The organism is Pseudochrobactrum lubricantis (assembly GCF_041929865.1).
Lineage (GTDB): Bacteria > Pseudomonadota > Alphaproteobacteria > Rhizobiales > Rhizobiaceae > Pseudochrobactrum > Pseudochrobactrum saccharolyticum.
Map to the genome: position 1 here is coordinate 317,567 of NZ_JBHEEE010000002.1, position 18,011 is coordinate 335,577.

The window sequence follows — 18,011 nt, forward strand, 5'->3', positions numbered from 1 at the left end:
CACAGGCGGCGGGTATTTCATGAAAAAACTTCTGTTAGCGGCCGGGCTTGTGCTCGGTTTGGGAACTTCTTTGACTGCGGCACAGGCTGAGGATCCGAAAGAAATCCTCAATGTCTCCTATGACATTGCCCGCGAGTTGTATGAGCAGGTCAACACAGCCTTTATTCCGGTGTGGAAAGAACAGACCGGTGAAACACTCACCGTCAATCAGTCTCACGCCGGTTCTTCCAAACAGGCACGTTCTATTCTCGAAGGGCTGGAAGCCGATATCGTGACCTTTAATCAGGTGACAGATGTGCAGGTGCTGCATGACAAAGGCAATCTGATCCCTGCGGACTGGCAGAGCCGTCTGCCGAACAATTCCTCGCCTTATTATTCACTCCCAGCGTTTCTTGTGCGTGCAGGCAATCCGAAGCAGATCAAAAACTGGGATGATCTGGTGCGTGAAGACGTACAGGTGATTTTCCCGAACCCTAAAACCTCCGGCAATGCGCGCTATACCTATCTGGCCGCGACCGCCTATGCGCGTGAAGCTTTCAATAAAGACGATGCCAAGGTTCGCGAGTTCATTACCAAGCTGTTCAAAAATGTTCCGGTATTTGATACCGGCGGACGCGGTGCGACCACCACTTTCACCGAGCGCGGTATCGGCGATGTTCTGGTGACATTTGAAGCTGAAGTGTTGGGTACGCAGAAGCTGCTCGGCAAAGATAAATATGACGTTGTCGTACCGCCAATCAGCCTGCTGTCGGAGTTTCCGGTGACTATTGTTGATAAGGTTGTCGATAAACGCGGCTCGCGTAAAATCGCTCAGGCCTATCTCGATTTCCTCTATGCGCCACAGGGGCAGGAAATTCTCGCCACCAATTTCAATCGTGTGCATGACGCTGCAACCATTGAAAAGCACAAAGCCAATTTCCCTGAGGTGAAACTGGTACGTGTGGAAGATGAGTTTGGTGGCTGGGCAAATGTCACCAAAGAGCATTTTGCCGAGGGTGGTATTCTCGATCAGCTGTTCACGGGCAAATAACGTGATCTGAAAATGACAGCCGGTGCGTCTTCAAAGACGCGCCGGTTTTTCCCGTATCTCATACAGAGCAGACCGGTTATGAAAAGACCAATCTTTAAAGTCAGAAAAACAGTGATGCCGGGCTTTGGCATTACGATGGGCTGTACGCTGCTTTATCTGACGGTGATTGTGGCTCTGCCGCTCTTTGCTCTGATTATGAAAACGGCCAGTCTTGGCTTTGCGGACTTCTGGGCGATTATCAGTTCGCCACGCGCTGTGGCGACATTCAAGCTGACCATACTCACCTCTGCCGCCGCGACGGTGTTCAATGCTCTGTTCGGTCTGCTGATGGCATGGGTGCTGGTGCGTTATGAGTTTCCGGGCAAGCGCCTGCTGGATGCTGCCGTTGATCTGCCTTTTGCGCTGCCGACCGCCGTTGCCGGTCTGGCGCTGGTAACCGTTTTATCGAAGAATGGCTGGATCGGGCAATATACTGAACCGCTTGGCCTGTACCTGGCCTATACGCCTGCGGGCATAATAATTGCGATGGCTTTTACCAGTATTCCCTTTGTTATCCGAACAGTACAGCCGGTTCTTGAAGACTTGAATCACGATGTGGAGGAGGCGGCGGAGACGCTAGGTGCCAATCCATGGCAGGTCTTCAGCCATGTGATCTGGCCGATGATCCTGCCTGCATTTCTGGCGGGCAGTGCTTTGTCCTTTGCACGTGGCTTGGGGGAGTTTGGCGCGATTGTTTTCATCTCTGCTAATCTGCCGTTTAAAACCGAAGTGACTTCGCTGCTCGTTTTTGTGCGGTTGGATGAATATGAATATCCGGCAGCGGCGGCTCTGGCGATGGTGATGTTGCTGATGGCTTTTGCCATGCTGCTGATAACCAATCTGATGCAGGCACGGCAGCTGCGCTATGCGGAGCGAAACTGATATGGCGATTTTGGCTTTTCCTGCTTTAGCTTCTGAAAAAACTTCACCGCAGTTTCGACGCAGACTTTGGGGGCGGCGTTTCCTGATCGGGCTGGCCGTTGTGCTGTCGCTGATCGTGCTCGGCATTCCGATGGCGGTGATTTTCTCTGCCGCCTTTGGCAGCGGTATGGGGCGCTTCTGGGCAGAAATTACCAAGCCGGATACGATGCATGCGGTGTGGCTGACTGTGCTGACGGCGATTGTGGTTGTGCCGATCAATATGGCGTTTGGTGTTTGCGTGGCATGGCTGGTGACGCGGTTCCGCTTTCCGGGGAGACGGTTACTGATCAGCTTTATCGAAATTCCGTTTTCGGTATCGCCTATCATTGCCGGTACAGCCTATCTGTTTCTCTATGGTGCGCAGGGGATGCTGGGACCTTTGCTGGAGAGCTATGATCTCAAGATCATGTTCACCGTTCCGGCGATCTTTTTGGTCAGTCTGTTTGTCACCAGTCCTTTTGTTGCCCGCGAGCTGATCCCGCTGATGGAAATGCAGGGCGGCGAGGATGAAGAGGCGGCATTGTCACTCGGTGCCAGCGGCTTGCAAACCTTCTTCTATGTGACGCTGCCGAATATTAAATGGGCACTGCTCTATGGTGCCGTGCTGTGTAATGCGCGGGTTATGGGCGAGTATGGCGCGACATCGATTGTCTCCGGCGCCATTCGCGGTAAAACCAATACGCTGCCTTTGCAGGTTGATCTGTTGTTTCAGGATCAAAACACAGTTGGCGCATTTGCTGCGGCTTCAACATTGGCGGTGCTGGCTCTGCTGACACTGGTGCTGAAAGTCTGGCTGGAACGCAAGCAGGTAGATTAAAAAGATGAAGCCGCCTCTGAAATTGATTCAAAGGCGGCTTTTATCTTTTTGTAATTGTTTATTTTATTGCGGCTGCGCAGCTGCTTTACGCTGTGTCAGGATCATCACCAGCGCAATTAATATTGTACCGACAATGAAGACGAATGCAGCGGCGGCAATAGCCGGACTGATATTCTCACGAATAGTCGAGAACATCTGTCGTGCCAGTGTACGCTGGTTCGGACCTGCCACGAACAGGGTTAGCACCACTTCATCCAGCGAGGTTGCAAAAGCAAAGACTGCACCGGAAATAATACCGGGTTTTGCCAGTGGCAATGTCACTTTTTGCAGGATGACATAGGGTGGCGCACCAAGGCTGGCGGCGGCTTGTTCCACGCGCCGGTCAACACTTTGCAGCACAGCCAGCACATTGATGACCACGAATGGTACTGCCACAACCGTATGGGCGATAATTACGCCGATATAGGAGTTGAGCAGGTCATATTGCGCAAACATCAGCTGCATGCCCACGCCGAGCACCACAGCAGGTACGACCATCGGCAGCAGGAACACTGTTTTGATCGAGTTGAACACAAAGGAATATTGATTGCCGCGCAGCCCCAGCGCTCCGACGGTGCCCAGCACTGTTGCCAGTGCCGTGGTGCCGACAGAGATAATCAGGCTGTTGATGATCGACCTGCGCCATGCGTCCGCCTGCACCAGTTCCTGAAACCAGCGTGTGGAATAGCCTTCCATCGGATAGCCGAGCAAAGCACCGCTGGTAAAGGCCAGTGGCAGGATTGCCACCAGCGGTGCCAGCAGGAAGAATACGACCGCTGCGCCAAACAGAAGTTTGAGGAGTTTGAAGCCGTTCATGAACGTACCTCCTTCTCGGTCGAGAGACGCATATAGATCGTATAGAGCAGAATGGTTGCAATCAGCAGAACCATGCCGAGCGCACCGGCCATGCCCCAGTTTGCAGCGCCCATGGCATAGAACGCGATAACCGAGCTGATGAGCTGATCTTTAGCGCCGCCGATGAGAGCAGGGGTGATGTAATAGCCAAGCGCTGTCATGAAGACGAGCAGCGAGCCGGAAACCACGCCACGCATGATAAGCGGCAATAGCACATGAAAGAAAGAACGCAGCGGATGTGCGCCGAGTGAAGCGGCGGCTGGCATCAGATTTTTCGGAATGCCGATCAGCACACTGAACACCGGCAGCACCATGAAGGGCAGCAGCACATGGGTCATGGCAATAATCACACCGGTGCGATTGAAGATCAGCGCCAGTGGTTCACTGGTGATGCCGATCGCAATCAGCGCATTATTAATCAGCCCCTGATCCTGCAACAGGATAAACCATGCGGCAGTACGCACCAGCAGCGATGTCCAGAGCGGAAGCAGCACTGCACCAAGTAGCAACTGGCGTTTCCAGCCTTCAACGGAGGCGGCAACCATAGCGAACGGAATACCAATCAAAATACAAGCAATGGTGACGCTGAGGGCGGTGATGAAGGTACGCACCATAATGGTGACATTGGCAGAGGCATCGGATGGCAGAGAGCGGATTTCACCGGAGATGTCGCGTTCCATATCCACGGCTGCCAGCAGATTGCGGTCTGTCAGCGTGGTTGAGGCCGCTGAAGCAATGGCCTGCCAGTATTGCTGTTCGCCCCATTTCTTGTCGATGGCGACGAGATCAATCTGCGCATAATCAACCGGCTCTTCAAGCTTGGTCAGCTGATTACGGGTTTTGCTCATCAATGTGCGGAAGCCGGGTTGCGCACTGTTGAGGCGGCGCACCAGATCACCAAAGAGCTGGGCATCATCATTGTTGCGGATATCTTCCGCCAATGAGGCTTTCATTTCCGGTGTCGGCGGTGCTTCCGGATTCCAGTCGCTGACAGCCTGAGCGGTGAGCGGCAGAGCTTTGGCCGCAACCGGATCAGACACTGCCTCTTTCATCATCGTCACCAACGGAATGATGAAAAAGACCAGCAGGAACAAAGCCAGCGGTGCCACCAGTGCGAAAGATTTCAGCCGTTGTCGTTGCAGTTCATTCATGCCGCCACCTGAGAATTACGGGCAGGAACTGCAATCGGCCAGCAATCAGCCGGCAGGAAAGATAAGGTGACCGGATCGCCGGCTTTCAAATTATGGAAGCTGCGGTCGGCCTTGGTGACAAGACTCTGGCCTGCAAAGTCCAGTGCCACGCGCAGATGGTCGCCATGATAGACAATATCGCTGACGGTTGCTGTCAGATGATTGGCGGCACTTTCCTCTGTATTCAGCCGCACGCGCTCAGGCCGCAGCGACAGGCGGATATCCTGACCGGCATGGAACGGTGCTTCGGCGTCTACTCGGATATCCTGACCATTGTTCAGACGGATCTGGGTTTCGCCATTGTGGATGCCGGAGACTTTACCGTCGATCAGATTGGTTTCACCGATAAATTCCGCAACAAATTGCGTGGCCGGATGGTCGTAAATCTGGGATGGCGTGCCGATCTGCTCAATCTTACCGCGATTGAATACGGCAATGCGGTCGCTCATAGTCAGCGCTTCGGACTGGTCATGGGTCACGAAAACAATGGTCAGGCCGAGACGATGATGCAATTCGCGGATATCGAGCTGCATACGTTCACGCAACTGCTTGTCGAGAGCGCCGAGCGGCTCGTCCATCAGCACCACTTCCGGTTCAAAAACCAGAGCACGTGCCAGTGCCACACGCTGCTGCTGGCCGCCGGAAAGCTGCGAAGGCTTGCGCTCCAGCATGGTGCCGAGCTGCACCATAACCAATGCACGCTTCACACGATCCTGCATTTCAGACTTGGATAGCCCGCGCATTTTCAGCGGGAAAGCCACGTTTTCGGCAATGGTCATGTGGGGAAACAGAGCATAATTCTGAAACACCACGCCCATATTGCGCTTATGCGGCGGGAGCTGATCGATACGCTTGCCGTCCACGCTGACCGTGCCGCCGGTAGGGCGCTCAAAACCGGCCAGCAGCATCAGCAAGGTGGTTTTGCCGGAACCGGAAGGCCCGAGCATACTGACAAACTCACCTTTGCTGATGGTTAAATCCAGATTATCGACAACTGTCAGGGAGCCGAATGCTTTGCTCACCTTGTCAAAATGAATGAAGGGATTATTCACGCGTAAAACCTCGAATGGAGCGAAGCACCGTCAGACCGTTTTCGGGAGTCAAACAGGACAGTGTTTGCTGTTGTCTGCTGCGGGGCGGCAACAGGAAATGCGCTTTTGAATCGAATGACTGCCGTGCAGTCGGGGAAAAAATGACTGCTTAACAGTCAGGAAAATCAAGCTGCGAAGTGCAGCCGTTCCGGAGAATTTGCATCCTTACGGGGGAAGGTATGCAAATTCCGGAACAACTGCATAACCGGTCATATGATTGCCGGTCTTTGACTTCAGCTTACTGGGCAAGCCATGCGTTGAAACGCTGGTTCAGGCTTTCAGAATTATCTGTCCAGAATTCCACGCCAATGGCTGCTGCATCGGTCATATTGGCCGGTGTGGTCGGCAGGTCTTTGCGGTATTTTTCGTCAACGAATTTATCGGCTTCGATATTCGGCAGACCATAGGTGATATATTCAGGCAGTTTGGCCTGATTGTCGGCCTTGCTGGCGAAAGCGATGAAATCCATCGACTCTTTCGGGAAAGGCGTGCCTTTCATGATTGCCCAGCTGTCGACCGCATAGATGCTGCCCGGCCAGACAAAGCCGAAATTCTTATTCTCAGTGCGGTTGAGTGCATTGATACGGCCATTATAGACCGAGGCCATTACCACTTCACCGGAAGAGAGCAGCTGTACCGGCTGCGCACCGGCTTCCCACCACACGATATGCGGCTTGATTTCATCGAGTTTTTTGAATGCGCGATCCACACCTTCCGGTGATGCCAGCACATCATAAACATCTTTCGGAGCAACGCCGTCAGCAATCAGCGCAAATTCAAGAGAATATTTGGCGCTTTTGCGCAAAGAGCGTTTTCCCGGGAATTTTTTCACGTCCCAGAAATCAGCCCATGATTGCGGGGCGTCTTTCATCGTGTCGCCATTATAGGCGATGCCGGTAGACCAGACGATCGCGCCGACGCCGCAATCATGTACTGCTGCCGGAATGAATTTATCTTTGCCGCCGAGCTGTTTCCAATTGATATTTTCATAAATACCGTCGGCACAGCCAAGCTCAAGCTCTTCAGCTTCAACCTGCACAACGTCCCAGTTGGTTTCGCCGGCTTTGACCTTGGCTTGCAGAACGCCGTAGCCGCCATCCCAGCTCTCATCGAGAACCGGCTTGCCCAGCTCTTTGGCAAAAGGTTTGAAATAAATTTCGCGCTGTCCGTCCTGATAGCTGCCGCCCCAGGAGACAACTGTAAGGTCGCGTGCCTGAGCAGAACCGGCTGCGAGAGCCAGACCGCCGAGCATGGTGCAGGCCGTGAATGCAATATGCGTAAGCTTCATTGATTATTCCCCACAGTTTATTGTTATGAAATTTGTTGCAACAAGTTTTCCATAGGAAATGCAGGGGGGCAATAGCTGATTGTGCAGTTGCCATACAATTAATGTCGCATAGTGCAGGTACTAATTTAGCATTGTGACAATGTTGAATGAGAGCCTTTGCGGCAGCTCCTGCGCAAAGAGCATGAAGCATTTCTGCTGCCTCATTGCAGGGAAATGGTCTTGAAATCATAAAACCACAGTAAGAATGATGAGCGTTTTCCTTGGCTTGAAAAGGCTGACTTCCGTTTACGTCACACAGATATATTACAGTTCGGAAATGACAAGGTTGATGCGTTTTAGGAATGATTTTGTGTTTAAAATGTATGGACTGCTGATTTTACTGAGGCTTCCGCGCACCGGAATAAATTAAAAAAATAGTTTTTATCTTTGGGGAGTTGCACTTCCCTGAGAGGATTTTAATGTGGTTCTGCGTTGCTGACGCTGCCACCTTGCCGGAGATTGCTGATGAACTCAGCCGGTTACGGACAAATGCAGCTGGTCGCCACGGGCCGGATTTTGCTTGCAGCAGACTGCCGGATTTCAAATTTGATTCGCATATGGAGAAGTGACATGGGCCAGATTGGTCGTAGCTGGACATTTTATAAAGGCAAATGGCATGAAGGCGATGTGCGCATTCTCGGTGCGTCATCACAGGCAACATGGCTTGGTTCGCTGGTTTTTGACGGTGCACGCGGTTTTGAAGGTGTGATCCCTGATCTGGATCGTCATTGCGCACGCGTTAACCGCTCCGCAGAGGCACTCGGCCTGAAACCGACGAATACGCCTGAAGAAATCATGGAACTGAGCCGTCAGGGCATGACAAAATTCGGCGAGAATGCTGCGGTCTATATCCGTCCGATGTATTGGGCGGAAGAGGGCGAAGCCAATGTGGTTCTGCCTGCTGCCGAAAGCACGGATTTTGCGCTGTGTCTGGAAGAAATTCCGATGGGCGAGCCAACCGGTTTTACCATTACCACAACACGTTTCCGTCGTCCGACAATTGAGACCATGCCGCTGGATGCCAAGGCTGCCTGCCTCTATCCGAATAATGCCCGCATGATCCGTGAAGCCCGTGCCAAGGGTTTCGGCAATGCGCTGGTTTGCGATATGCTGGGTAATGTGGCCGAACTGGCATCTTCCAATGTGTTCATGGTGCGCGATGGTGAAGTGTTTACACCTGCGCCAAACGGCACATTCCTCAACGGTATTACCCGCCAGCGCGTAATCGGTCTGCTGCGTGATAATGGTGTGTCTGTAACGGAAACCACGCTGAAGGTTGAAGATTTCCGTGAAGCCGATGAGATTTTCTCAACCGGCAATCATTCCAAGGTCGTGCCGGTGATCGGCTTTGACGACAAGCAGCTGAGCTATGGTCCGGTTGCGCAGAAAGCCCGCAAACTCTATTGGGATTGGGCGCATTCGTAAGAGTGCCATCCTTTAACAAAAAAGCCGCGAAACTTAAGTTTCGCGGCTTTTTTGTTTTCAAGACTTGATATCAAGTTTGCGCTTTTTGGAGAATTCACTCTTCTCAAAAATCAGCACGACAATCAGAGAGATACCGAACGGTATCAGCAGATAAAGCAGGCGGAAGACAATCAGCGCCGCCAGCACATCGGCTGGATTGAGATTTGGCAGGCCGGTGATGAACAGAAATTCCAGAACGCCGAGACCACCCGGTGCATTGGAAATCAGAGCTGCCGAGAATGAGATCAGGAAAATACCCAGCACAATCAGAAAGCCCGGATGGTTCACTTCAGGCAGAGCGAAATAGATGATGCCTGCTGCACCGATCAGTTCCAGAGGGCCGATCAGCAGCTGCCATGACACAACGGACAGGCGCGGATAGGACAGCTGGAATTTTGAGCCGATGCGCAAAGGCCGCAATTGCATGAAGCTGCCAAATACATAAAGCGCAACCAATACGAGAATGACGACACCGGCAGCTATTGCGAGGCTTTCAGGAATATCATTGTTAAAGCGCTGGAGCAGTTCCGGCTCAACGAGCAGAACAATAGCACTGAGGATCAGCGTGCCGAGCGCAAAGGTGAAAGAGCAGAAACCGACCAGAACGGCAACTTCCGCACCGGAAAGACCTTTGGAAGAATAGGCACGGTAGCGGACAACCGCACCGGAAATAACCGAAGCACCGATATTATGGGACAGGGCATAAGCAGTGAAAGAGCACAGGCTGATAAACAGCCATGAGATTTTTTTGTGCAGATGCTTGAGCGCGATGCGGTCGTAACCGGCCAGCGCCATATAGGAAAGCAATGCACAGGAAGCACTCAGCAGCCATTGTTTCAGGGTAATCGCCGCGAGACTGTCAATTACATCCTCAAGAGAAATGCTGCGCAGTTCATTATACAGAAGCCATACGGATACAATAACCGCGCCGATGCCGATTGTCGGCCAGATGTAATCTTTCCATTTCATCTATCAGATGACACCCTTTTGTTGTTGGTGTGGTCACACAAGTCATCACCGGAATTCCGTCTTTTAAGGGCGGATGTCTGCTGATTGATTCCACATCACTCATTTGTAACAGGTATTCACATGTTGTCAGTTTTTATACTTCGTCACTTTTAACGATTTTTATGTCTTAATCATTAATTTATGGAACTTAAGGGTTCTTCAGGTGAAGTTTCTGTCAAGTTTTTTACATAATCTGTCTTTGTCCCGGAAATTTTTCCGAGAATGCCGCGGGCAATTTCTTCTTCTGCCAGAATAATCGTACCAATCCCGAGATCACGCAGATAATCAGCCTCAACGACCGATTCAGCACGGGCAATAATATGCAGGGACGGATTGATCTGGCCGGCCTGCGCAATAACACGCGCTGTCTCAAATGCATAAGGCAGAGCGAGGATCAGGCATTGTGCATCTGCAAGACCGGCTCTGGCCAGTGCATCTGCATCGGCGGCATTGCCGAGAATAACTTCGACACCTGTTTCACGTAATTCTGTGGCCGGTTTTTCGGCATTCTCAATCACGACGAGCGGGCGCTTTTCTTCAATCAGTCTGGCTGCAACACGCGAGCCCACCTCACCATAACCGGCAATGATCGTGTGGCCGGTCTGTGTGGTTGCATAGGTGCTGAATGCATCTGCCGCGCTGTCTTTGTCATCAGCGTCGAGATCTGTGACATCTGCGGATTGTTTCGCTCCCAGCTTTCTTTCAATAAACGGGCGCAGTTTTTCAAAGCCGATAAAGACCAGCGGATTACAGAGAATGGAAAGAATAGCACCGGCCAGCACCAGATCGCGTGCTTCCGGCGGCATGATTTTCAGCGATACGCCAAGACCGGCCAGAATGAATGAGAATTCACCGATTTGCGCAAGGCTGGCGGAGATGGTCAGCGCGGTGCCTGTCGGATGTTTGAACGCGCGCACAATAAAAAAAGCGGCAGCGGATTTTCCGATCATAATAATCAACAATGTCGCCAGCAGGGATAGAGGATTATTAATCAGCACCATCGGGTCGAACAACATGCCGACCGAGACAAAAAACAGCACTGCAAATGCATCACGTAGCGGCAGGGATTCCTCGGCCGCCTGATGGCTGAGTTCTGATTCACTCATCACCATACCGGCAAAAAATGCACCCAGTGCCAGTGAAACGCCAAACAGGTTGGCAGCGCCAAAGGCCACGCCAAGCGCAATGGCCAGCACACCGAGGCGGAAGAGTTCACGCGAGCCGCTGGCGGAAATCACCTCAAGCACCCATGGCACAACTCTTTTGCCGACAATCAGCATCAGTGCAATGAAGACCGCGATTTTGATCAGTGTCAGCAGGATAATACCGGTAATGCCAAGCCCCAGATACGAAGCAATCGGGTCTGACGGAACCGTGCCGGAATTGCCATGTAAAAGACCGGCAATGGCTGGCATCAAGACGAGTGTCAGCACCATGACCAGATCTTCAACAATCAGCCAGCCGACGGCGATACGGCCGCGATCGGTTTCCATCAGGCGGCGTTCCTGCATAGCGCGCAGCAGCACAACGGTCGATGCAGTGGAGAGTGCCAGACCAAAAACCACAGAGCCTGTGAGATCCCAGCCGATAATCAGGCCGAGGCCGGTGCCAAGAGCGGTTGCGGCAAAAATCTGTGCCAGTGCTCCCGGAACCGCGATGGCTTTGACCGACAGCAGTTCCTTGACGGAGAAATGTAGGCCGACACCAAACATCAGCAGGATGACGCCGATTTCAGCAAGCTGCAGTGTCAGTTCCTGATCGGCAACAAAACCCGGGGTGTAAGGGCCGCAGAGAACACCGGCGAGGAGATAGCCGACCAGCGGAGAAATGCGCAGGCGATTGGCGATAGCCCCGAACAGAAAGGCCAGACACAGACCAACAACAATCGTAGCGATCAGGGGAGTGTCGTGAGGCATAGCGGCTTGTCCTTATAAAACCAAAGTCCGTTGAGTGAGACTCATTGGACTTTGGTTAAGCCCGAGTGGCGATTGAACTTTCCAAGGCGTGATGCGCAGCATCTCATCGCCTTGCGATAAGCGTCTTTTGCCGTTTGTCTCAACTGCAATCTCGGCGGAATTATGCAGGTTCAGAAAAAGGGCAAGGCAGAGAAGGGGATATCGCGCGGCTTTAGAGCGCCGTGCGTCCAATTGGACGCACAAAGGACGCTCTAATATTTTAATGGAGCATCGGAATAATCCGAAAACCGAATACACTTTTCGGTCCGATGCTCTATGCCGCGCGATAAGATCATGTCTTTGTTACTTGGCAGTCACTGCGTCGTCTGTCTCGCCGAGGCCGCGCTTATGAGTACGCTCCCACCAGGTGCCGAGCAGCATCAGGATCGGTGCTGCAATGAAGATCGACGATGTGGTTGCAATGAACACACCGAACAGCATCGGGATCGCGAAGTTCTCAACCGCGCTGCCGCCCCAGATTGCCATCGGAAGAACAGCAAGGAAGGTACAAAGCGAGGTGTAGATACAACGGGCGAAAACCTGATTGATACTCAGATCAATGATTTCACGCAGCGGTTTGGCCTTATACATACGCATATTTTCACGCATACGGTCATAGACCACCACCTTATCATTGACCGAGTAACCGACCAGTGTCAGCACGGCCGCAATCGCTGTAAGGTTGAAGTCGAGCTGGGTGATGACGAAGAAACCGACCAGCTTGGTGGTATCAAGAACCAGCGTGGCAATCGCACCCACGGCGAAATACCATTCAAACCGCCACCAGAGATAGATCAGCATCGCACCGGCAGCCAGCACCAGAGCGATAAAGCCGGAACGTGCAAGCTCGCCGCTGACCTTTGGTCCCACGACTTCTGTACGTTCGATCTTCACATCCTTGTCGATCGACTGAACAGCTTCACGAACCTTGTTAACCGCAACTGTCTGCGCTTCTTCACCACCATCCTGACGCTGAACGCGGATCAGAACATTTTCTGGGCTGCCGGCATTCTGCAATGCGACTTCACCCAGACCAAGACCGCCGAGCGAGGAACGCAATTGTCCCAGATCCGCCGGTTGGGATGTGGTGATTTCAACCTGAATACCACCGGTAAAGTCGAGACCGTAATTCAGACCTGGTTTGAAGAACAGGAACAGCGAGGCAACCGACAGAACCACAGATACCAGAATCCCGAAATAACGGGCTTTCATGAACTGGTAATTGGTGTTTTCCGGTGCAACGCGAACCCAAGGTTCAATCTGCAGAACCTTCAGCTTACGGCGGCGGACAGACCATGCCATGATGATGCGAACGACCGAAACAGCCGTGAACATGGAAATGGCAATACCGAGCATCATGGTGATAGCGAAGCCGCGAACAGGGCCGGTACCGAACATGAACAGCAGAACGGTTGCAATCACCGAGGTGACGTTGGCGTCAACAATGGTTGAATAAGCGGAGTTGAAGCCTTTATCGAGCGCAGCCATAGCGCCCATGCCTTTTTTGGTTTCTTCACGAATACGCTCGTTAATAAGAATATTCGCATCCACAGCAATACCAATACTGAGGATAACACCGGCAATACCGGGCAGGGTCAGCGTTGCCCCGATCAGGGTCAGTGCCGCAAAGGTCAGAACAATATTCAGAAGCAGCGCGAAATTCGCGATCATACCCCAGAAACCGTAGAGCATGACGATGAATGCGGCGACCAGAATAAAGCCGAGAATACCGGTATAGACACCCATTTTAATGGCATCGCCGCCGAGATCCGGACCAACGGTACGTTCTTCAATAACTGTCAGCGGCGCAGGCAATGCACCGGCACGCAGCAGGGCGGACAGAACCACAGTATCTTCAACAGTGAACTGACCGCTGATCTGGCCGGAACCACCGGTGATCGGCTCACGGATTGTCGGTGCAGACAGAACCTTGTCATCAAGAACGATAGCGAAAGGACGGTTCACGTTCTTTGTGGTGATTTCAGCAAACTGACGGGCACCCTGACTGTCAAAACGGAACGAAACAATCGGCTCGTTTGAGCGCTGGTCAAAACCGGCGCGGGCATCGGTCAGGCGTTCGCCGCTGAGTGCGACCTGATCTTCGATCGGATATTTAATGTCCGGATTTTTGGAATCTTCCATAATCGTGACGCCCGGAGGCGGCGGGCTGTTCGGATCTGCATCCGCAACCATATGGAAGGCCATTTTAGCCGTTGAACCCAGCAGCTGACGCAGCTGTGTCGGATCCTGCAGACCCGGCAACTGAACCACGATACGGTCACTGCCGACACGCTGGATGGACGGTTCGGAAACACCGACCTGATCCACACGCTGACGGATGATTTCAAGGCTCTGGGTGAGGGCGCTGTCGAGACGGTAGTTGAAACCGGCTTCTGTCAGCGACAGACGGATCTGTTCGCCTGGCGTTGTCACATCAATATCATTGATCGGTGTGCCGAAACCGCTGGTCGATACAGGATTAATCAGGGTTTTCAGTGCTGTTACCGCACGGTCACGCTGCGCAGTATCGGCAATATTGACCAGAACCGCATCGCCGGCCACACGAATGGACTGTGGCTGAATGCGTTCTGAGCGCAGCTTGCTGCGTGCATCATCCAGCAATGTACGCAGACGGTCTTTTTTCAGACCGGCAGCATCCACTTCAAGGACGAGATAGGAACCGCCGCGAAGATCAAGCCCGAGTGTGACCTGATTTTTCGGGAACCAGCCGGGCATATTTTCCAGCTGTTGCTTGGTAAAGACGTTCGGCAGGGCAATGAATATGCCCGCCAGAATGATGAGACTGTAAAGATATACAGCCCATTTGGGTGTACGCATGAGAGTAATCCGGTCCGATTGTTTGCGGCAGGAATGGCTATATTCAGACAGACCGTGCCGTAATGCAGATGGAAATCATAAGACCTGTCAGACAAATAAAGTCCAATAGGGCTTATTTTAAAAGAACTGCCGGAAAGCAGAATTTAAATTTGGAAGAAAGCAGGCGGTGCGCGGGCGCGGATAGCGCTCCGGCGGGCATCTGTCTGCGGGTTATGCTGAATGCGCAGAACGGATGCGGAAATGAAAGCTGCCAGAAGGGCAAATAATGCAGGCACAATGAAAGTGCCGTCAGCACTGAAAGGCAGAGCCTTGCTGCTGAAATAAAGCGCAGGGGTAAGAATTGCCCGAACCGGCGCTGTCAGCGTGCTGTTCGGTGCGCGCCCTGAAGGATCAGTGGTCTGAACGCTTTGACGATCCTGCACCAGTGCTGCGGTCTGATAGCTGATTGAGTTTTGATCACCGGCAGTAAGTAATGCCGATTGCAGAGCCAGCAGTCCGGACAGAAACCACAGCAGGCCGAAAGAATAAAGCACAGTGCGAAGAGACAGCCTGTGCTGTTCCTGTCGTGCTTTCCCCGTTATCGCGCTGCAAAGTCTGGATCTGAAAATTGTTCCGGCTCGCTTTTGTCCTGATTTGCGAAAATCATGTCTGACTTGCGTAAATTTGCAGAAGGTCTCCGGCTTATGCAAAAATACTGTTTCATCTCATTAACCATTCAGCATCTTAATCACAAGGAAAATAGCTGACATGACACGGCTTTGTTGCATTTTACCGACAAAAATCAGCTATGTCTGCTGACGACCTGCACGAGAAGATAAACAATTTCTCTGTGACATGAAGCTGTGGCCTTAATCTTATTTGCGCCTATATTGTGCATAAGAAAGCAGCGTTTGCGCCCATTTATTTCTATGCTGTTATTTGTGGATTGACGGCTCTGAAAAAGCCCCGGAAAAGTCAATAATATGAATCGGAAGCAGCAGTTTATTGAGAGACAGATTTTGAAACTCCTATCAGCAATCTCCTTAAGGTTTTTATTGTGCTTTGTATTGCTGATATCGGGCATTGCTGCAGGGAGCGTGACCGGAAACGGCTGGGATATGGCTCAGGCGCAATCCGTGTCGCAAAATCTGGCAGCGCAGCAAAAGACGATTGTCGAGGACTTGCGCGTCCAGATTGATGAGATCGGCAAAACTCTCGATAAATCCAAAAGCAATGATGAAACGCTGGCCAATATTAAGGTCAAGCTTGAGGGAATTTCCAAAAAGCTTCTCGATGCCGGTCTCGCATTTCGCCCGCGTCTGAGCGAAATCAATTCACGCCTTGACCAGATGGGGCCTCCGCCTGCGGAAGGTAAGCCTGCTGAATCCGAAATTGTTGCGACTGAGCGGGAGCGGCTGACAGCAGAAAAGGCCGAGATCAATACGGTTCTCGGCTTTACCGAAGATGCATCGGTACAGGCCAATCAGCTGATTGAGAAAATCGGCTCTATGCGCCGTGACCTGTTTACGCAGACCCTGTCTCAGCGTGTTGATATTAACACGGCGCTGGTGACCGAGGTTATCAATGCGGCCGGTTATGAAACCAAGACATTCTATTATCTGCTGAAATCATGGTGGGATTTCACGCTCTATCCGCGCCTGTGGACATTGCTTGGTGTTCTGGCGATTTCCGTTATTCCGGCATTGCTTATTCACTTAAGTGCAAGGCGCTGGCTCGCCGATCTTTATGAGCGCGATCCGCTGGAGGAGAGACCGAGCTATCTCAGCCGCTTGTCGGTTGCCTTCTGGTCAACGGTCATTCCGTCGCTGGCGATTGTCGTGTTTCTGGGGCTGGTCTATGTGCTGTTCCAGCGTTTCGATCTGCTGCGACCTGATGTAGCGCAGTTACTGGCTGCTTTGTTTTCTCTGTTCTGTGTCGTGTTGTTTATTTACCGGCTGGCCAGAGGTGTGCTGAGTCCCGATATGCCGAACTGGCGTCTGCTGCCGATTGCACCAAAGCCTGCACAAATCCTGATCTGGTTGCTGACAGCCGCTGCGATTACGCAGAGTATTGAATATTTTCTGGAAATTCTGAATGGCGTGATGTCCTCGCCTTTGTCGCTGACCGTGGCGAAAAGTGTGATCGGCACAGCAATGGTCGGCGCTCTGCTGCTGGCGATTGCCTTTCTGAAACCGATTCAAAATCCGAGAACCGGTGAATTGCGCGAATGGCCGAAACTCACCAAGATCATTCTGATCGTGCTGGGACTGGTACCAATTTGCGCTGCGATTTTTGGTTATATCGGTCTTGCCCGTTTTGTGGCGCAGCAGATTGTGGTGACAGGTGCGTTTATCGTCACCATGTATCTCGGCTTTCTGACAGCCCGCGCTATTACCCATGAAAAGGCCTTTGCCAATACTAGTCTCGGGCGGAAGCTGCGGGACAAGTTTAATGCCAATGAGGCTACGCTGGATCAGCTGGGGCTGTTGGCGGGTATCGTCATTAATCTTATTGTTCTGCTGATTGGTGTGCCGCTGGTTCTGATGCAGTTCGGCTTTCAGTGGTCGGAAATGAGCACGAGTTTTGTGCGGATTATGACCGGTTTCCAGATCGGTAATTTCTCGATTTCGCTGCTGAGCATTCTGACCGGTATTGTGCTGTTCATTATGGGTTACTTCCTGACGCGGTTGTTCCAGAACTGGCTGGACGGCAGTGTCATGGCACGCGGACGCATTGATCCGGGTGTGCGCAATTCCATCAAAACCGTGGTTGGCTATGTCGGTCTGGCTTTGTCGGGGCTGCTTGGTATTTCTGCTGCCGGTATCAATCTCTCCAGCCTTGCACTAGTCGCCGGTGGTCTTTCGCTTGGTATCGGTTTCGGTTTGCAGAATATTGTCTCGAACTTTGTTTCGGGGCTGATCCTGCTTGCTGAGCGCCCGCTGAAGGTCGGCGACTGGGTACAGACAGGCACTGTCAGCGGTTTTGTGAAAAAGATCAGCGTGCGTGCAACGGAAGTGGAAACCTTCCAGCGCGAGACGATTATTGTGCCGAACTCGACGCTGATTAATGACAATGTCGGCAACTGGACGCATCGTAACAAACTTGGCCGTTCCGATATGCAGCTTCTGATCGGTTATCGTACCGATGTGCGCCGAATTCAGGCAATGCTGTTTGAAATTGCCAAGGAAACGCCGCTGGTTCTGAAAAATCCGGAGCCGATGGTGTTTCTGATTAATATGACCGAGCTGGTCAGCAGCAATATGATGATGCGCTTTGAAATCCGTATTTTTCTGGCCGATATTACCAGCGCTCTCGGTGTGCGCAATGAATTGCAATTCACGATTGTTGAGCGGTTCGCAGCAGAAGGGATCAGTGTGATGCCTTTGCCGTCTCCGATTCCTTTGCCTGAGCCGCATGTAAATTCAGAAGAGGTCGCTTAGAGCTGATCATGAAGGAAA

13 protein-coding genes are annotated in these 18,011 nt (G+C 52.2%); 5 read left to right on the forward strand and 8 right to left on the reverse strand.

Annotation, left to right across the window (positions count from 1 at the left end; genetic code table 11):
• Nucleotides 1-19: 19 nt before the first annotated feature.
• The 3 genes from cysP to cysW all read left to right on the forward strand — a co-directional run bounded on the left by cysP (nt 20) and on the right by cysW (nt 2,807).
• On the forward strand, nt 20-1,030 hold the full coding sequence (cysP, locus tag JNC80_RS05975; protein ID WP_376709780.1) for a thiosulfate ABC transporter substrate-binding protein CysP: 1,011 nt from the start codon (nt 20-22) through the stop codon (nt 1,028-1,030).
• 78 nt (nt 1,031-1,108) lie between these two features.
• On the forward strand, nt 1,109-1,951 hold the full coding sequence (cysT, locus tag JNC80_RS05980) for a sulfate ABC transporter permease subunit CysT (RefSeq protein WP_151159944.1): 843 nt from the start codon (nt 1,109-1,111) through the stop codon (nt 1,949-1,951).
• Nucleotides 1,935-2,807, forward strand: coding sequence for a sulfate ABC transporter permease subunit CysW (cysW, locus tag JNC80_RS05985; RefSeq protein WP_376709781.1), 873 nt, complete (start codon nt 1,935-1,937; stop codon nt 2,805-2,807). The genes cysT and cysW overlap by 17 nt, the downstream gene beginning before the upstream one ends.
• 63 nt (nt 2,808-2,870) lie before the next feature.
• Here cysW and JNC80_RS05990 read toward each other — a convergent pair whose 3' ends face one another.
• From JNC80_RS05990 to JNC80_RS06005, 4 genes are all read right to left on the reverse strand, one after another.
• A complete protein-coding gene (locus JNC80_RS05990) occupies nt 2,871-3,662 on the reverse strand; it encodes an ABC transporter permease (RefSeq protein WP_221720149.1) in 792 nt (263 codons plus the stop codon).
• Entirely contained in the window at nt 3,659-4,852 is a 1,194-nt protein-coding gene (locus JNC80_RS05995) for an ABC transporter permease (RefSeq protein WP_022709862.1), read from the reverse strand. Before JNC80_RS05995 ends, JNC80_RS05990 begins: the two co-directional genes overlap by 4 nt.
• Complete coding sequence (locus JNC80_RS06000) at nt 4,849-5,943, reverse strand: ABC transporter ATP-binding protein (RefSeq protein ID WP_376709782.1); 1,095 nt, start codon at nt 5,941-5,943, stop codon at nt 4,849-4,851. The genes JNC80_RS05995 and JNC80_RS06000 overlap by 4 nt, the downstream gene beginning before the upstream one ends.
• 277 nt (nt 5,944-6,220) lie before the next feature.
• Entirely contained in the window at nt 6,221-7,234 is a 1,014-nt protein-coding gene (locus JNC80_RS06005; RefSeq protein WP_376709896.1) for an ABC transporter substrate-binding protein, read from the reverse strand.
• A 645-nt stretch (nt 7,235-7,879) separates the two neighbouring features.
• Between JNC80_RS06005 and JNC80_RS06010 the strand changes: the two genes are divergently transcribed.
• Nucleotides 7,880-8,734 (forward strand): branched-chain amino acid aminotransferase, encoded by an 855-nt coding sequence (locus tag JNC80_RS06010; RefSeq protein WP_075656257.1) that lies wholly within the window; start codon nt 7,880-7,882, stop codon nt 8,732-8,734.
• Nucleotides 8,735-8,791: 57 nt separating this feature from the next.
• Here the strand turns inward: JNC80_RS06010 and JNC80_RS06015 are convergent, their stop codons facing one another.
• The 4 genes from JNC80_RS06015 to JNC80_RS06030 form a co-directional block, all read right to left on the reverse strand.
• Nucleotides 8,792-9,742, reverse strand: coding sequence for a lysylphosphatidylglycerol synthase transmembrane domain-containing protein (locus tag JNC80_RS06015; RefSeq protein WP_022709857.1), 951 nt, complete (start codon nt 9,740-9,742; stop codon nt 8,792-8,794).
• Nucleotides 9,743-9,915: 173 nt separating this feature from the next.
• A complete protein-coding gene (locus JNC80_RS06020) occupies nt 9,916-11,697 on the reverse strand; it encodes a cation:proton antiporter domain-containing protein (RefSeq protein WP_376709783.1) in 1,782 nt (593 codons plus the stop codon).
• A gap of 342 nt (nt 11,698-12,039) precedes the next feature.
• The gene (gene secD / locus JNC80_RS06025) at nt 12,040-14,574 is read right to left on the reverse strand and encodes a protein translocase subunit SecD (RefSeq protein ID WP_376709784.1); all 2,535 of its coding nucleotides are present in this window, start codon (nt 14,572-14,574) and stop codon (nt 12,040-12,042) included.
• Nucleotides 14,575-14,717: 143 nt separating this feature from the next.
• Complete coding sequence (locus tag JNC80_RS06030) at nt 14,718-15,107, reverse strand: hypothetical protein (protein ID WP_376709785.1); 390 nt, start codon at nt 15,105-15,107, stop codon at nt 14,718-14,720.
• Nucleotides 15,108-15,671: 564 nt separating this feature from the next.
• On the opposite strand from JNC80_RS06030, the gene JNC80_RS06035 reads away from it, so the two are divergent.
• Nucleotides 15,672-17,993 carry a mechanosensitive ion channel domain-containing protein gene (locus tag JNC80_RS06035; RefSeq protein WP_376709786.1) on the forward strand — a complete coding sequence of 774 codons (2,322 nt, stop codon included), beginning with the start codon at nt 15,672-15,674 and terminating at the stop codon, nt 17,991-17,993.
• Nucleotides 17,994-18,011: the final 18 nt, after the last annotated feature.

Excerpts from the sequence above, each read along its gene's own strand:
- JNC80_RS06015 (WP_022709857.1), bottom strand. The coding sequence starts at position 9,742 with ATGAAATGGAAAGATTACATCTGGCCGACAATCGGCATCGGCGCGGTT.
- JNC80_RS06010 (WP_075656257.1), top strand. The coding sequence starts at position 7,880 with ATGGGCCAGATTGGTCGTAGCTGGACATTTTATAAAGGCAAATGGCAT.
- cysT (WP_151159944.1), top strand. The coding sequence starts at position 1,109 with ATGAAAAGACCAATCTTTAAAGTCAGAAAAACAGTGATGCCGGGCTTT.
- JNC80_RS06020 (WP_376709783.1), bottom strand. The coding sequence starts at position 11,697 with ATGCCTCACGACACTCCCCTGATCGCTACGATTGTTGTTGGTCTGTGT.
- JNC80_RS05995 (WP_022709862.1), bottom strand. The coding sequence starts at position 4,852 with ATGAATGAACTGCAACGACAACGGCTGAAATCTTTCGCACTGGTGGCA.
- secD (WP_376709784.1), bottom strand. The coding sequence starts at position 14,574 with ATGCGTACACCCAAATGGGCTGTATATCTTTACAGTCTCATCATTCTG.
- JNC80_RS06005 (WP_376709896.1), bottom strand. The coding sequence starts at position 7,234 with ATGCTCGGCGGTCTGGCTCTCGCAGCCGGTTCTGCTCAGGCACGCGAC.
- cysP (WP_376709780.1), top strand. The coding sequence starts at position 20 with ATGAAAAAACTTCTGTTAGCGGCCGGGCTTGTGCTCGGTTTGGGAACT.
- JNC80_RS05990 (WP_221720149.1), bottom strand. The coding sequence starts at position 3,662 with ATGAACGGCTTCAAACTCCTCAAACTTCTGTTTGGCGCAGCGGTCGTA.
- JNC80_RS06035 (WP_376709786.1), top strand. The coding sequence starts at position 15,672 with ATGGCTCAGGCGCAATCCGTGTCGCAAAATCTGGCAGCGCAGCAAAAG.
- cysW (WP_376709781.1), top strand. The coding sequence starts at position 1,935 with ATGCGGAGCGAAACTGATATGGCGATTTTGGCTTTTCCTGCTTTAGCT.